The organism is Neobacillus drentensis (genome assembly GCF_036966985.1).
GTDB lineage: Bacteria > Bacillota > Bacilli > Bacillales > Cytobacillaceae > Neobacillus > Neobacillus drentensis_E.
Genome location: NZ_JBALSN010000064.1, coordinates 1 through 15,998, shown reverse-complemented (window position 1 = coordinate 15,998; position 15,998 = coordinate 1). Strand labels below are relative to the sequence as shown.

Genomic DNA, 15,998 nt, shown 5'->3' with positions numbered 1-15,998 from the left:
GTGCATACTAATAAGGTGATTTGCATTGATTATACAAGCTTTTTAAGGCTTTTTATATTAGTTTAGAATGATGAGTACAGCGAAAGTGTAAATTTTCGCTTCATCCTCCTAAGTGATTTAGATAGAGAGGGGTAAAAATATGGAACAATTGAAACATGAGTATTCCATTGTTTGGGCAGGTCGTAAATTAACTGTCGAAATTGGACAATTAGCCAAACAGGCAAACGGTGCTGTCCTAGTTCGCTATGGGGATACAGCAGTATTGAGTACGGCAACAGCATCAAAAGAACCTAAAAACTTAGACTTTTTTCCATTAACTGTTAACTATGAAGAACGTTTGTATGCAGTTGGTAAAATTCCTGGGGGATTCATTAAACGTGAGGGTCGTCCAAGTGAAAAAGCAATCTTAGCCAGCCGATTGATTGACAGACCTATTCGTCCACTATTTGCTGATGGGTTCCGCAATGATGTTCAAGTTATTAGTATTGTCATGAGTGTGGATCAGGACTGTTCAACAGAAATGGCTGCAATGTTTGGTTCTTCGTTAGCACTAAGTACTTCAGATATCCCATTTGAAGGGCCGATTGCTGGTGTAGTTGTTGGTCGGGTTAACAATGAATTTGTCATTAACCCAACCGTTGAACAAGCTGAAAAAAGTGATATTCATTTAACTGTGGCAGGTACGAAAGATGCCATCAACATGGTAGAAGCAGGTGCCTTAGAAGTTCCTGAGGAAACGATGCTTGAAGCGATTATGTTTGGTCATGATGAGATTAAGCGCCTCATTGAATTCCAAGAAAAAATCGTTGCTGAAATCGGAAAGCCAAAAAGAGAAATAACTCTTTATGAAATTGATAAGGACCTCGAGGCGGAAGTGAGGGAAATGTGTGAAGCTGATATGGTAAATGCCATCCAGGTTCAAGAGAAGCACGCCCGTGAAGATGCCATTAAAGAAGTGAAAAACCGAGTTATTGCTAAATATGAAGAACAAGAAGCAACAGATGAAGATCTAAAACAAGTGAAGCAAATATTGGACAAGATTGTTAAAGGTGAAGTTCGCCGTTTAATTACGGTTGAGAAGGTACGTCCTGATGGCCGTAAAATCGATGAAATCCGTCCGCTTTCTTCACAGATAAGTATTTTACCTCGTACACACGGTTCTGGTCTATTCACACGCGGACAAACTCAAGCGCTGAGCATTTGTACTCTTGGAGCAATGGGAGATGTACAAATTCTTGATGGTCTAGGAATAGAAGAAGAGAAACGCTTTATGCACCATTATAACTTCCCTTCCTTCAGTGTGGGTGAAACAGGTCCAATTCGTGGGCCGGGTCGTCGTGAAATTGGACATGGTGCGCTTGGTGAACGTGCACTTGAACCGATTGTTCCATCTGAAAAGGATTTCCCATACACGATTCGTCTTGTATCTGAAGTCCTTGAATCTAATGGTTCGACTTCACAGGCAAGTATATGTGCTAGCACTTTAGCGATGATGGATGCTGGTGTACCGATTAAAGCACCTGTAGCCGGAATTGCAATGGGTCTTGTAAAATCTGGTGAGCACTATACTGTGTTATCTGATATTCAAGGTATGGAAGATCATCTTGGAGATATGGATTTTAAAGTGGCCGGTACAGCTAAAGGTGTTACTGCCCTTCAAATGGATATCAAGATTGAAGGTCTTTCCCGTGAGATATTAGAAGAAGCCCTTCAACAGGCAAAGGTTGGCAGAATGCATATCTTGGATTCGATGCTGGCTACGATTTCTGAACCAAGAGAAGAACTTTCTCAGTTTGCACCGAAAATCTTAACGATGACAATCAATCCAGATAAAATTCGTGATGTTATTGGACCTAGTGGAAAACAAATCAATAAGATTATTGAAGAAACTGGTGTTAAGATTGATATTGAACAAGACGGTACAGTATTTATTGCCTCTACAAATCAAGAAATGAACCAAAAAGCCAAGAAGATCATCGAAGATATTGTTCGTGAAGTTCAAGTAGGTGAATTGTATCTTGGAAAGGTAAAACGAATTGAAAAATTCGGAGCCTTTGTAGAAATCTTTGCTGGAAAAGATGGTCTCGTTCATATATCTGAACTAGCCGAAGAACGTGTCGGTAAAGTGGAAGACGTCGTCAAAATCGGGGACGAACTTTTAGTTAAAGTAACTGAAATTGATAAACAAGGTCGTGTAAACCTTTCCCGTAAAGCTGTCTTGAAAGAACAGCGTGAAAAAGCCGAAGAAAACAAATAATAAGATTTAATATAGTTAAGTCAGGGTCATTACCCTGGCTTTTTACATATGTAAAACATATACCTTTTTTCTTCTAACTTTCGAACTATTGTATTGGTAAACCTAGAGTTCTACCTTGTCCTTTTCCTACATAATCTTTATGGAAAGGGGGAAAGTTAGATGAAAAAGGTTTCTATCATAATAATTATTTGTATTGCTGGATGGATCGCAGTAAGTAACCCATTTGTAAGAGAATATTTAACTTTAAAAAAGGAATCATCTTTGCCAGCATCAAAAGAGTCAGACCCTCTTTATCAAAGTATTATTAAAAATGCCCATACATATGAAAAATCGCCTAAAGATGCGACCATAGATAGGGTTTGGAAAGCAATTCCGGGCTATAATGGACGGAAGGTTGACATTAATGCATCTTATAAGAATATGAAAGGCAAAGGCGTTTTTGATGAAAAGAAACTTATCTTCACCCAAATAAAACCGAAGGTCCACCTCAAAGATTTGCCGCCATCCCCAATTTATAAGGGAAATCCAGATAAACCAATGGTATCTTTTATTATTAATGTAGCTTGGGGGAATGAATATTTATCAGAAATGCTTGCTACGTTAAAAAGACATAATGTATCGGCGAGTTTTTTTCTGGAAGGAAACTGGACTAAAAAAAATCCGGATCTTGCTAAATTGATTGTTAGTTCAGGTCATGAAGTCGGCAATCATTCTTATTCTCACCCTGATATGAAGCAACTAACTGCTGCAAGAGCCAGGGAACAAATAGTGAAAACCAACGAAATTATTGAGGCAGCTACTGGTAAGAAATGTGTTTGGTTTGCCCCTCCTAGTGGCAGCTATCGGGATGAAACCGTAAAAGTGGCTGCAGAATTTAATATGAAGACCGTTATGTGGACGGTTGATACGGTTGACTGGAGAAAACCAACTCCTGATGCGCTTGTTTCCCGAGTCATGTCAAAAATTGATAATGGTTCAATGGTTCTTATGCATCCAACAGAGTCCACAGCAAAATCACTTGATCGCTTGATTACTCAAATTAAACAAAAAAACCTAAAAATTGGCACTGTTTCAGAATTATTGAGTGAACAAAGAGTGGACCAATAATAATGGGTAAGAAATACTGAAAATTGGAGAAAATACACTATTATAAGTATAATGATAGATGGAGAAGTAGCTGCGTTTATAGACTGGAGGAAGTCGATGATTAATAAATACACATGCCAAAATGGAGTAAGAATCGTTTTAGAAAATATTCCTACCGTACGTTCGGTAGCAATTGGTGTTTGGATAGGTACTGGTTCGAGAGATGAGAACCCCGTGAACAATGGTATTTCCCATTTTCTTGAGCATATGTTCTTTAAAGGCACTACAACAAGATCAGCAAAGGAAATAGCCGAATCCTTTGATAGCATTGGCGGTCAGGTGAATGCGTTTACCTCCAAGGAATATACATGCTATTATGCTAAAGTCCTTGATACACATTCCCAATTTGCATTAGATGTACTTGCGGATATGTTTTTCAACTCAACATTTGTTGAGGAGGAATTAAACAAAGAGAGAAACGTAGTTTTAGAAGAAATAAAAATGTATGAAGATACTCCAGATGATATCGTTCATGATTTATTAAGCAGAGCAGTATTTGGTGATCACCCACTTGGATATCCGATCCTAGGTACGGAGGAAACACTTAATACGTTTACTGGGGAAACACTGAAGGAATATATCCATGAGCGATATACTCCAGAAAATGTGGTCATTTCGATTGCTGGAAATGTATCCGATGCATTTATTAAAGAGGTCGAAAAGTATTTTGGATCTTATAGAGGTGCGGACCAACAAGTAAATGAAAATATTCCAACCTTTCATTCTAATCAAATTTCTCGTAAAAAAGAAACTGAGCAGGCCCATTTATGCATCGGTTTTGAAGGATTAAAGGTGGGTCATGAAGACATTTACAGCTTAATTACTTTAAATAATATATTAGGCGGAAGTATGAGTTCGAGATTGTTCCAAGAGGTTCGTGAGCAAAGGGGCTTAGCATACTCAGTATTCTCTTACCATTCTGCATACCAAGATAGTGGGATTGTGACAGTATACGGCGGAACCGGTGCGAAACAGCTGAATGTATTATTTGAAACCATCCAAGAAACACTTAATACATTAAAGCGAGATGGGATTACCGAAAAGGAATTAACTAATAGTAAAGAGCAGCTTAAAGGCAGTTTAATGCTAAGTCTTGAAAGCACAAATAGCCGGATGAGCCGTAATGGAAAAAATGAACTTTTATTAAAACGACACCGTTCCCTTGATGAAATAATTGAACAGATTGATTCAGTTACAAAAAACGGCGTAGATGAAATGGCCCGAAATATATTTACAGATAAATATTCTGTTACTCTGATAAGCCCAGACGGTGTATTTCCTAATAAACTTTCATAATAAGATGAGGTATTCCTTTTAGAGGGATACCTCTTTTTATATAAGTGGGTTAAAGTTTAGCATCATGTTGACCTTCGTTCCAGGCACGAAGACTCCTNNAGCGACGAGGAGGCTCCCCGGCACGCCCGTGCCTGGAGCGGAAATCAACAGGCAAGTATATAACATAAATAAGGACTTCCTCTTATAAACTAATAGTAGGGAGAAGGAAGGGGGCTTTTGCATTGAGGTTGAGTGAATTAAGCGGAAAAGAAATAGTGGATGTTAAAAAGGCAGAACGACTGGGGGTACTCGGGCAAACCGATTTAGAAATTAATGAAGGGACAGGCCAAATTCAGGCACTTCTTATTCCTTCTATAAAATGGTTTGGTTTTCGAAAACAAGGGGAAGAAATTAGGGTTCCGTGGCAGCATATAAAAAAAATAGGCTCTGATATGATCATTATCGATGTACCAGACGAAGATTAAAACATACAAAGCAAAGTAGGCTCAAGCAAGATTCATCTTGCTTGGGCTTTTTTTATTTAGTACATATGGAAAACTCACCGAATGAAGAGAACCTACATAAGATGGTGAAGTGATATAAAGAAAAGGATTCTCTTAGTAGGATTTTTAAAAAAAAGAAGGTGAATGTTTTCATGCTGACAGGGATGCAGATTGCCGTGATTGGCGGGGATGCCAGACAGCTGGAAATCATCCGCAAGTTAACCGAATTAGATGCGAGATTATCGCTTATTGGTTTTGAACAACTTGACCATGCCTTTACAGGTGCGGTCAAGGAAAAGTTGGATGAAGTTGATTTTTCAACAATGGATACCCTTATCTTGCCAGTGCCCGGTACAAATTTAGAAGGACAGGTAGAAACAATCTTTTCAAATGAAAAGGTTATTTTGACAGGAGATTTGCTCTCCAAGACTCCTGAACATTGTACGATTTATTCAGGAATTAGCAATGCCTATTTAAATGGGATTACCAAGCAAGCAAAACGAACTCTTATTCAGTTATTTGAAAGGGATGATGTGGCCATCTATAATTCAATCCCTACTGTAGAAGGGACAATTATGATGGCGATCCAACACACTGATTTTACAATACATGGGTCGAATATTACTGTTCTAGGGTTAGGAAGATGTGGTATGAGTGTGGCGAGAACTTTTGCAGCACTTGGAGCAAAGGTTAAAGTAGGAGCAAGGAAAAGTGAACATTTGGCAAGGATCACTGAAATGGGCTTAACACCGTTTCATTTGAAGGATTTGGAAAATGAAGTGAAAAATACCGATATATTAATTAACACAGCTCCACATTTAATAGTAACAGCAATGGTTATTTCAAAAATGCCTTCACATACGCTCATTATTGACCTTGCTTCAAAACCGGGTGGTACCGATTTTCGTTATGCAGAAAAAAGAGGTGTTAAAGCATTGCTAGCACCAGGACTGCCGGGAATTGTCGCTCCGAAAACGGCGGGGCAAATTTTGGCGAATGTCCTTGCCCAACTGCTTCAAGAAGATTTGCGAATGCGAAAGGGGAAAGTGAAATGAGTTTAAAAGGTAAAAGAATTGGCTTTGGCTTAACCGGCTCTCATTGTACGTATGACGCAGTATTCCCAGAAATTGAAAAGTTAGTGCAAGCCGGTGCAGAGGTAATGCCAGTCGTGACTTTTACAGTTAAAAATACAGATACCCGCTTTGGAAAAGGGGAAGATTGGATCCAAAGAATTGAAGATTTAACAGGAAATAAAGTGATCGACTCCATCGTAAAAGCAGAGCCGCTTGGACCAAAAATACCTTTGGATTGTATGGTAATTGCTCCATTAACAGGGGTATCAATGAGTAAATTCGCTAATGCGATGAATGATAGTCCAGTGTTAATGGCAGCAAAAGCAACACTGCGTAATTTAAAGCCCGTGGTGTTGGGGATTTCTACAAATGATGCACTTGGTTTAAATGGAGTAAATTTAATGAGATTAATGGCTACCAAGAATATATACTTTATTCCGTATGGTCAAGATGACCCAATTAAAAAGCCCAATTCGATGGTTGCGAGGATGACCCTGCTTACAGAAACGGTAGATGCAGCAATCGAAGGTAAACAAATTCAACCTGTATTAGTTGAAAGATATAAAGATTCTGACTAATAATTCCATCATTCATCAAAATAGGTTATTTCTTTAAAGGAATATGTTAAAATAAATTATTCTATCATCAGTGGGAAGATTCAACCCACTGATGAGATAATAAAAAATTATTAAAACAAAGCTGGATGTTATATTTGGCAATTTCCTTTTAAAGTATGATAACCAGTAATGTACAACGATGAGTATGGAAGGGGAACTAGTAATGACACAACAAAATGGATTTCACGTTGCTGTTGTTGGAGCAACAGGAGCAGTAGGACAACAAATGATACAAACATTAATGAAAGAGAACTTCCCAATCAGAAAACTCACCCTATTATCTTCAGCGCGTTCAGCAGGGAAAAAAGTAGAAGTTAATGGGCAGGAATATACGATTGAAGAAGCTACGCCTGAGAGTTTTGAAGGCGTTGAGATAGCCCTTTTTAGTGCTGGAGGCAGTGTTTCTAAGGAGCTTGGTCCAGAAGCAGTTAAGCGTGGCGCGATCGTGGTGGACAACACTAGTGCTTTCAGAATGGATGAGAATACACCTTTAGTTGTCCCTGAAGTGAACGAAGAGGACCTTCATCAACATAATGGAATTATTGCTAACCCCAATTGTTCCACCATTCAAATGGTTGTTGCCCTTGAGCCAATTCGTCAACAATTTGGTTTGAAAAAGGTGATCGTCTCCACTTATCAAGCTGTCTCTGGTTCAGGTGCTGCAGCTGTGGAGGAATTAATGCAACAAACTCAGTCCATCTTAAACGGAGAAGCATATGAACCAAAGATTTTACCAGTGAAATCAGATAAAAATCACTATCAAATTGCTTTTAACGCGATTCCACAAATTGATAAATTTCAAGATAACGGATATACATTTGAAGAGATGAAGATGATTAATGAAACCAAAAAAATCATGCACTTACCTGAGTTACAGGTTTCTGCAACTTGCGTTCGACTTCCTGTAGCAGTTGGTCATTCTGAATCAGTTTATTTTGAAATTGAAGCGGATGATGTTAGTGCAAATGACATTAAAGCATTATTAAAGGATGCTCCAGGTGTTATTTTACAAGATGATCCAGAAAATCAACTATATCCAATGCCTGCAAATTGCGTTGGGAAAAATGATGTTTTTGTCGGACGTATTAGAAAGGACATCGATGAATCTCGTGGTTTCCATATGTGGGTTGTCTCTGATAACTTACTTAAAGGAGCAGCTTGGAACTCTGTCCAAATCGCAGAAAGTTTAGTGAAATTAGGTATTGTAAAATAAAGTTACATCACAAAGGCAGGTTTTGGTGTCCCCATGAAAATTATTGTTCAAAAATTTGGCGGTACATCTGTTAAAGATGAAGAAAGCAGAAAATATGCGCAAGGCCATATCGAAAGAGCCTTAGCAGATGGCTATAAAGTGGTAGTTGTTGTTTCCGCGATGGGAAGAAAAGGTGATCCTTATGCAACAGATTCATTACTTTCTTTAGTCGGTGGAAATTTAAGTAAAATTTCAAAACGCGAACATGATTTATTATTGTCATGTGGTGAAGTTATTTCGAGTGTTGTGTTTGTGAATATGTTACTGGAGAGCGGAATAAATGCTGTATCATTAACTGGGGCACAAGCAGGCTTCCGTACAAATAATGACCATACAAACGCAAAAATTATTGATATGCAATGTGATCGGTTGCTTAGTGAGTTAGAGAGTAATGATGTTGTCGTGGTAGCAGGCTTTCAAGGTGCGGCAAATAATGGTGATATTACAACCATTGGCCGGGGTGGAAGTGATACATCTGCAGCTGCCTTAGGTGCTGCTCTAAATGCTGAATATATTGATATATTTACAGATGTGGAAGGAATTATGACAGCTGACCCCCGTATTGCTGAAAATGCACGACCGCTATCTGTTGTAACTTACACAGAAGTATGTAATATGGCTTATCAAGGTGCAAAGGTCATTCACCCTAGGGCAGTTGAAATCGCAATGCAGGCAAAGGTGCCAATCAGAATCCGATCAACCTATTCAGATAATTTAGGCACATTGGTCACTTTAAATAAAAATAATCGTGGCAGTGATATCAAGGAACGAGTTGTTACCGGAATCGCTCACGTTTCAAATGTGACCCAAATTAAAGTCTTTGCAAAAAAGGATCAATATTACTTGCAGGCTGAAGTATTTAAAGCGATGGCCAATGAAGGAATTAGTGTAGATTTTATCAATATTTCTCCTAATGGAGTAATCTATACAGTTACTGAAGAAATGACGGATCGTGCAATTACAGTGCTAAATGAATTAGGCCATGACCCCGTCGTTGAGCGTCATTGTGCGAAAGTTTCTGTAGTTGGTGCAGGAATTGCCGGTGTCCCTGGCGTTACTTCCAAAATCGTGACGGCCTTATCGGATTATGGGATTCGTATTTTGCAATCTGCAGATAGTCATACTACGATTTGGGTCCTAGTAAAGCAGGATGATTTAGTTAAATCGGTTAATGCCCTTCACGACGCCTTTCAGTTAGAAGATGAATCAGTAGAATTTAATTTTACTGATTTATAAAATTTATCTTCAAATGAATAGTAAATCCCTTAGATGAATGTGGATTTAATTATGCTTGATGGTATTGAGAGGAGTAGAAATATGGTTCATTTCGGGCGAGTATCGACGGCAATGGTAACTCCCTTTGATAAAAAAGGTCATATAGACTTTGCTAAAACCACGCAATTAGTGAATTATCTAATTGAAAATGGAACAGATTCCCTTGTGATTGCAGGAACCACTGGTGAATCACCAACCTTGACAAAAGAAGAAAAACTGGCATTATTTGATCATGTTGTTAAAGTTGTAAATAAGCGCATTCCAGTAATAGCTGGAACAGGAAGTAATAATACTTATGCATCCATTGAATTGACAAAAAAAGCTGAGCAGCTGGGTGTGGATGCGATAATGATTGTTGCCCCCTATTATAATAAACCAAGTCAAGAAGGCCTGTATCAGCATTTCAAGGCTGTTGCAGAAGCAACTTCCTTGCCTGTAATGGTTTACAACATACCAGGCCGTTCAGCAGTTAATATCCATCCTGAGACGATTATTCGACTTTCAAAGATAGCGAATATTGTTGCGGTTAAGGAAGCAAGCGGTGATCTAAATGCAATGACACATATCGTTGCTAATACAGATGATGATTTTGTTTTATATAGTGGGGATGATAGTATGACAATCCCTGTTCTTTCTATTGGCGGGGTAGGTGTAATTTCGGTTGCATCACACGTAATTGGAAATCAGCTGCAGGAAATGGTTAAAGCGTTTTTTAACGGTGAAAATGAAAAAGCTGCAAAAATGCATCAACAGCTTCTGCCAGTTATGCAAGGGTTATTTGCTGCTCCGAGTCCTGCTCCTGTAAAAACAGCGTTACAGGTATCAGGATTAGATGTCGGGTCAGTAAGGCTCCCACTCGTTGGGCTCACAGAACAAGAACGTACAACATTAATTACTCTATTAAAACAATTAAAATGAATAGACAAAGCCAACCGAAAGAATAGTCGGTTGGCTTTTTTTATTCAGTAATAGTCATTATTGCTTTTTTGTTGGAAAGGTTTTCAAAAATCAAGTATAATAATCATAACTGATTTGGATCGGAAATAAGAAAAGCGGATGCACCCTATAGAGCGGAGCTACAGCTAGACATTTTTCGGAGTTCAATAAATTAAATTTAGCTACAACATAGGAGGATTTATAAATTGATAAACAAAATTAATAACTCCATTAAGGTAATCACACTTGGTGGTGTAGGAGAAATCGGTAAAAATATGTATCTGGTTGAAGTGGACAAGGACATATTTATTATTGATGCCGGCTTAATGTTCCCCGAGGAAGAAATGCTAGGCATAGATATTGTGATTCCGGATATTACATATTTAAAAGAAAATAAGGAACGGGTAAAGGCAATATTTTTAACGCATGGTCATGAAGACCATATTGGGGCATTATCATATGTTCTCCGTCATATTGAAGTACCTGTTTATGGAACTAAGCTCACTCTGGCTCTTGCCAATGCAAAACTTAGAGAGCAGGATTATTTTAGTAAGACCAATTTTATTGAAGTGCAGTCTGATACGATTGTTAATTTAGATGTAGTAGATGTAAGCTTCTTTAAAACCAATCACAGTATTCCTGATTCTGTGGGGATTTGCATCCATACCTCTGAAGGGATCATTGTCTATACAGGTGATTTTAAATTTGATCAAGCGGCAACAAAGCTTTATAAACCTGAAATCGGAAAGATGGCTGCAATAGGGGAACAAGGGGTACTATGCTTATTGTCTGATAGTACAGAAGCTGAAAAGCCTGGCTATACCGCATCAGAAGCAATTGTTGAGCGCGAAATGTCCAATGCCTTTTATAATGCACCTGGAAGGATTATTGCAGCATGCTTTGCCTCAGATATAAATAGAATTCAGCATATTTTTAACTCAGCCAAGGAAAACGGACGTAAAGTCACCGTGGTTGGAAAAAGCTTGGAGAGAATTTATCATATTGCCCTTGATTTGGGGTATTTAGAAGTAGATGAGGATTTAATTATTCCAGTTAGTCAGTTAAAAGAATATCAAGATCGGGAAATTGTCGTATTAATGACTGGAAGTCAGGGTGAACCAATCGAGGCTCTGCAAAAAATGGCAAAGCAAATGGATAAAGTGGTTAACATCCAAAAAGGAGATACCGTATTAATCGCCGCTTCCCCATTAAGAGGAAGTGAAGTATTTTTATTTAAAACTATCGATATGCTCTTTAGAGCTGGTGCTAATGTTATATCGGGTAAAAGGACCATCCATGTATCTAGTCATGGCAGTCAAGAAGAATTAAAATTTATGATTAACTTAATGAAACCAAAATATTTGGTTCCTGTACATGGTGAATACCGGATGCTGAAGGCCCATCGGAAATTAGCTTTGGAATGTGGACTAACTGATGAGCAAATTATTATCCCTGACCGTGGCGATATACTTGAATGGAAGGAAGGCAGGCTCGCCGTTGCAGGCAAGGTTCCTTCTGGGAATATTCTAATTGATGGCATTGGTGTTGGTGATGTCGGGAATATTGTCCTTCGTGATCGAAGGCTCTTATCACAGGATGGAATCCTAATTGTTGTAGTGACATTAAAAAAACAAGACAAGAGTATAGCAGCTGGTCCTGAAATTATTTCTAGAGGATTTGTTTATGTTCGCGAATCAGAAAAATTGATGGAGGAGTCAACAAAACTAGTTCGTGACATTGTAGAGAGAAATATTGCGAAGGATTCATTTGAGTGGTCAAGTTTAAAGCAAGAAATTAGAGAAGAATTAAACCGTAACCTTTATGAAAAAACAAAAAGAAGACCAATGATTCTTCCAATCATTATGGAAATCTAGAAAGAAAGCACTGGAATGCCAGTGCTTTTTATTTTTGGCATGAAATTACCTTATAAGATAATACTAACCTATATCATGCTTGAAGGGAGTATTAAGGATGAATAACGATTTACAAAAGGACAAAACTGCAAGTCAAGAAGGCGGGGAACCCCAAAAAGAAGATAAACCGTCTTCTGCATTAATAGAAAAAATTCAGCAGTTAGGACAAACAAATGTCCCACAGCTTTCAACAGATTCTAAAATTCATTGTCTGACAATTATCGGTCAAATTGAAGGGCATTTGGCACTGCCACCACAAAACAAAACAACAAAATATGAGCATATCATTCCCCAACTTGTTGCAATAGAACAAAACCCTAAAATAGAGGGTCTTCTCATCATATTAAATACGGTCGGCGGTGATGTTGAGGCTGGCCTGGCAATATCCGAGATGCTTGCGACTCTTTCAAAGCCAACTGTTTCCATTGTATTAGGTGGGGGGCACTCTATTGGAGTCCCGATTGCTGTTTCCTGTGACTACTCCTTTATTGCTGAAACGGCAACCATGACAATCCACCCAATAAGGTTAACAGGTCTTGTGATTGGTGTGCCGCAAACCTTCGAATATATGGATAAAATGCAAGACAGGGTTATTAACTTTGTAACAAAGCATTCAAAAATTAGCGAAGAAACATTTAAAGATCTAATGTTTGCAAAAGGAAATTTAACCAGGGACATTGGAACAAATGTAATTGGTGTTGATGCTGTTAAGACCGGTTTAATTGATGAAGTAGGAGGCCTTGGTCAGGCAATGAAAAAGTTAAATGAAATGATTGAACTTCATAAAGAAAAGGATGAAGGGCTGATCCAATGATACTATACACTATGATGCCGCCCGAATTAATTTTTCCTTATGAAACGGAATCACCCAGCAAACAACAAATGGTCAGCTATCAGGGCATACCCCTCTTAGTAGAGTTGATAGATGGTCAAAATGTTCAAGTCATTCGGAATCTAAGTACAGATCCTCAGCATTACTTAGATAACCAAATATGTCCGGGAGCAAAAATTTCTTTCGCAAACCTATAAGGATTGTCCGCTATGTATTAGTAGATTATGGTATAATCAAGAGAACACACAAGAGCAGCCAGCAAGGCTGCTTTCTTCCTTTTTACCCTCTTATACTGGGATGTTATATATTAAAGGAATGATTTACCATAATAAACACAGGGTGATTAGATGGCAAAGAAAAAGAGAAGACAACCTAAAAAGAGAGATAACCATTTGAAAAAGACCGTTCAATTTGAATTATCTGCATTGGCCATTTTAGCAATTGCAATCATATCGATAGCAAAACTTGGTGCAGTGGGGAAGGCAACCGTGATCTTCTTCCGTTTTTGGATGGGTGAATGGTATATGCTCAGTTTAATTGGACTAGTTGTATTAAGCATTTATTTGATGTGGAAACGTAATATTCCTTTTTTCTTCCATATTAAATTAGTTGGAGTGTACTTTATTACTTCAGCGATTCTGCTTCTAAGTCATGTAACCCTTTTTCATTTACTAACCAATGATGGGAAATTTAAAGACCCCAGTGTCATCAGCAATACATGGGAACTGTTTATGATGGAACTTAGAGGGGAAACGAGCACAACCGATTTAGGCGGGGGTATGCTTGGGGCAGTATTATTTGCCTTATTCCATTATTTATTTGCTGAGACTGGAACGAAAATTATTGCTTTTATTTTTATCTTAATTGGAGTTATTTTACTAACTGGAAAATCATTTGGAGATTTTGTTGCGAAAATCATGATGGTTCTTGTTGATTTTTCAAAAAGTCAGTGGGATGCGTTTAAAACCGATATGACTGAATGGAAACAAAAAAAACAAGAGAAAAAAACTGAAAGAAATACACAAAGAAGACAAGAACAGGAAAATCGCGAACAAAATCGCCAGACAAGATCAACTACAGAACCACAATCTCCTCAGGAAGAAATCAGTTCACCCGAGCCTATTATTTCAAGCTTTGCTGATAGGGCCTATGTAGAAGATGTAATAGATACAAATCAACCAGTAGAATCGAAGCAAACAAAAAGCAAACCGGAAGAAAATGAAGATCCAATTCCGCCAATCACTTTTACAGAAGTGGAGAATATTGACTATGAGTTACCCCCACTTCGATTGTTAAGTCTGCCTAAGAAAGCAGACCAAAGCGGTGAATATGAACAAATCCATGCGAATGCTGCAAAGCTTGAAAGAACATTTCAGAGCTTTGGAGTAAAAGCGAGAGTAACCCAAGTACATTTAGGACCAGCTGTTACAAAATATGAAGTTCATCCCGATGTAGGTGTAAAAGTTAGTAAAATTGTCAGTCTAAGTGATGACTTAGCATTAGCACTAGCTGCTAAAGGAATTCGAATTGAAGCTCCTATCCCTGGTAAATCAGCGATTGGAATAGAAGTACCTAATTCAGAGGTGGCAATGGTTTCACTTCGTGAGGTATTAGAAGCAACCCAAAATGACAAACCTGACTCAAAACTATTAATTGGATTAGGCAGAGACATTACTGGTGAGGCTGTTTTAGCGGAATTAAATAAAATGCCCCATTTGTTAGTTGCTGGTGCAACTGGGAGCGGTAAATCTGTTTGCATCAACGGAATTATCACTAGTATCTTGATGCGAGCAAAGCCTCATGAAGTAAAATTAATGATGATTGACCCGAAAATGGTTGAATTGAATGTTTATAATGGCATTCCACACCTATTAGCACCGGTAGTAACGAATCCCAAAAAAGCCTCACAAGCATTACAAAAAGTAGTAAGCGAAATGGAAAGGCGTTACGATTTGTTCTCACATACGGGAACGCGTAATATTGAGGGCTATAATGAACATGTCAGAAGGCATAACTTAGAAGAAAATGATAAACAGCCCTTGCTGCCATTTATTGTTGTTATTGTTGATGAGTTAGCTGACTTAATGATGGTTGCCTCCTCAGATGTAGAAGATTCGATAACCCGACTTGCACAAATGGCCCGTGCGGCAGGAATTCACTTAATTATTGCTACGCAGCGGCCATCGGTTGATGTCATTACTGGAGTTATCAAAGCAAATATTCCATCCAGAATTGCTTTTGCTGTATCAAGTGCTACCGATTCCCGGACCATTTTGGATATGGGTGGTGCAGAAAAACTGTTAGGAAGAGGCGATATGTTATTCCTTCCAGTTGGAGAATCTAAGCCAGTTCGAGTTCAAGGTGCTTTCCTTTCTGACCAAGAAGTTGAGGACACAGTAGAATTTGTAATTGGACAGCAAAAGGCGCAGTACCAGGATGAAATGATACCAGATGATATCCCAGAAGTAACGGGCGCGGTCGATGATGATATTTATGAAGAGGCAGTTGACTTAATTATTGAAATGCAAACAGCATCAGTTTCTATGCTACAAAGACGTTTTCGTATTGGCTATACAAGAGCAGCAAGGTTAATAGACGAAATGGAAGCACGTGGGATTGTTGGACCTTATGAAGGCAGTAAGCCAAGAGCGGTCCTGCAGTCGAAACCAATAGATAAGGAAGAACAAAGTTCATAATTTATTTGTTGAAACTAATAGAAGCGGTAAAAGGTAGGCTGAGATAAAATAATGCCTTTATTATGATGGGGATATTATCATAATAAAGGTTATTTTTATGGGTAAAATTTCTCTTTATTTCAGAATTATTATATAGGAAAAATTACCTTGATACATTTGTGACAGAACCTTCACCCATTATCGACAAAATTTATAAATAGCTATTTATTTATTCAAAAAAAAG

General features: G+C 38.2%; 13 protein-coding genes. All 13 read left to right on the top strand.

What is annotated here, in order from left to right; genetic code table 11:
* Nucleotides 1–139 precede the first annotated feature (139 nt).
* The 13 genes from pnp (at nucleotide 140) to V7659_RS04540 (ending at nucleotide 15,775) form a co-directional block, all read left to right on the top strand.
* Nucleotides 140–2,257: a polyribonucleotide nucleotidyltransferase gene (gene pnp, locus V7659_RS04600; protein WP_335538418.1), complete on the top strand. Its 2,118-nt coding sequence runs from the start codon at nucleotides 140–142 to the stop codon at nucleotides 2,255–2,257.
* Nucleotides 2,258–2,416: 159 nt separating this feature from the next.
* Nucleotides 2,417–3,364, top strand: coding sequence for a polysaccharide deacetylase family protein (locus V7659_RS04595; protein ID WP_335538416.1), 948 nt, complete (start codon nucleotides 2,417–2,419; stop codon nucleotides 3,362–3,364).
* Nucleotides 3,365–3,460: 96 nt separating this feature from the next.
* Entirely contained in the window at nucleotides 3,461–4,699 is a 1,239-nt protein-coding gene (locus V7659_RS04590) for a M16 family metallopeptidase (RefSeq protein WP_335538414.1), read from the top strand.
* Between the two features lie 221 nt (nucleotides 4,700–4,920).
* A complete protein-coding gene (locus tag V7659_RS04585) occupies nucleotides 4,921–5,163 on the top strand; it encodes a YlmC/YmxH family sporulation protein (protein WP_088086400.1) in 243 nt (80 codons plus the stop codon).
* Between the two features lie 170 nt (nucleotides 5,164–5,333).
* Entirely contained in the window at nucleotides 5,334–6,236 is a 903-nt protein-coding gene (gene dpaA, locus V7659_RS04580; RefSeq protein ID WP_335538412.1) for a dipicolinic acid synthetase subunit A, read from the top strand.
* On the top strand, nucleotides 6,233–6,832 hold the full coding sequence (dpaB, locus tag V7659_RS04575; protein WP_335538410.1) for a dipicolinate synthase subunit B: 600 nt from the start codon (nucleotides 6,233–6,235) through the stop codon (nucleotides 6,830–6,832). The genes dpaA and dpaB overlap by 4 nt, the downstream gene beginning before the upstream one ends.
* A 202-nt stretch (nucleotides 6,833–7,034) precedes the next feature.
* A complete protein-coding gene (asd, locus tag V7659_RS04570) occupies nucleotides 7,035–8,084 on the top strand; it encodes an aspartate-semialdehyde dehydrogenase (RefSeq protein WP_335538408.1) in 1,050 nt (349 codons plus the stop codon).
* Nucleotides 8,085–8,117: 33 nt separating this feature from the next.
* Nucleotides 8,118–9,359: an aspartate kinase gene (gene dapG / locus V7659_RS04565; protein WP_335538407.1), complete on the top strand. Its 1,242-nt coding sequence runs from the start codon at nucleotides 8,118–8,120 to the stop codon at nucleotides 9,357–9,359.
* Between the two features lie 81 nt (nucleotides 9,360–9,440).
* Entirely contained in the window at nucleotides 9,441–10,316 is an 876-nt protein-coding gene (dapA, locus tag V7659_RS04560) for a 4-hydroxy-tetrahydrodipicolinate synthase (RefSeq protein WP_335538406.1), read from the top strand.
* Between the two features lie 224 nt (nucleotides 10,317–10,540).
* Entirely contained in the window at nucleotides 10,541–12,208 is a 1,668-nt protein-coding gene (locus V7659_RS04555; protein WP_335538404.1) for a ribonuclease J, read from the top strand.
* Nucleotides 12,209–12,305: 97 nt separating this feature from the next.
* The gene (locus V7659_RS04550; protein WP_335538402.1) at nucleotides 12,306–13,061 is read left to right on the top strand and encodes a ClpP family protease; all 756 of its coding nucleotides are present in this window, start codon (nucleotides 12,306–12,308) and stop codon (nucleotides 13,059–13,061) included.
* On the top strand, nucleotides 13,058–13,276 hold the full coding sequence (locus tag V7659_RS04545) for a YlzJ-like family protein (RefSeq protein WP_335538400.1): 219 nt from the start codon (nucleotides 13,058–13,060) through the stop codon (nucleotides 13,274–13,276). Before V7659_RS04550 ends, V7659_RS04545 begins: the two co-directional genes overlap by 4 nt.
* 150 nt (nucleotides 13,277–13,426) lie before the next feature.
* Complete coding sequence (locus V7659_RS04540) at nucleotides 13,427–15,775, top strand: FtsK/SpoIIIE family DNA translocase (protein ID WP_335538398.1); 2,349 nt, start codon at nucleotides 13,427–13,429, stop codon at nucleotides 15,773–15,775.
* Nucleotides 15,776–15,998 lie beyond the last annotated feature (223 nt).

Bases quoted from the DNA above. Each gene is read 5' to 3' on its own strand.
- pnp (WP_335538418.1), top strand. From the start codon at position 140: ATGGAACAATTGAAACATGAGTATTCCATTGTTTGGGCAGGTCGTAAA.
- V7659_RS04595 (WP_335538416.1), top strand. From the start codon at position 2,417: ATGAAAAAGGTTTCTATCATAATAATTATTTGTATTGCTGGATGGATC.
- V7659_RS04590 (WP_335538414.1), top strand. From the start codon at position 3,461: ATGATTAATAAATACACATGCCAAAATGGAGTAAGAATCGTTTTAGAA.
- dpaA (WP_335538412.1), top strand. From the start codon at position 5,334: ATGCTGACAGGGATGCAGATTGCCGTGATTGGCGGGGATGCCAGACAG.
- dpaB (WP_335538410.1), top strand. From the start codon at position 6,233: ATGAGTTTAAAAGGTAAAAGAATTGGCTTTGGCTTAACCGGCTCTCAT.
- asd (WP_335538408.1), top strand. From the start codon at position 7,035: ATGACACAACAAAATGGATTTCACGTTGCTGTTGTTGGAGCAACAGGA.
- dapG (WP_335538407.1), top strand. From the start codon at position 8,118: ATGAAAATTATTGTTCAAAAATTTGGCGGTACATCTGTTAAAGATGAA.
- dapA (WP_335538406.1), top strand. From the start codon at position 9,441: ATGGTTCATTTCGGGCGAGTATCGACGGCAATGGTAACTCCCTTTGAT.
- V7659_RS04550 (WP_335538402.1), top strand. From the start codon at position 12,306: ATGAATAACGATTTACAAAAGGACAAAACTGCAAGTCAAGAAGGCGGG.
- V7659_RS04545 (WP_335538400.1), top strand. From the start codon at position 13,058: ATGATACTATACACTATGATGCCGCCCGAATTAATTTTTCCTTATGAA.
- V7659_RS04540 (WP_335538398.1), top strand. From the start codon at position 13,427: ATGGCAAAGAAAAAGAGAAGACAACCTAAAAAGAGAGATAACCATTTG.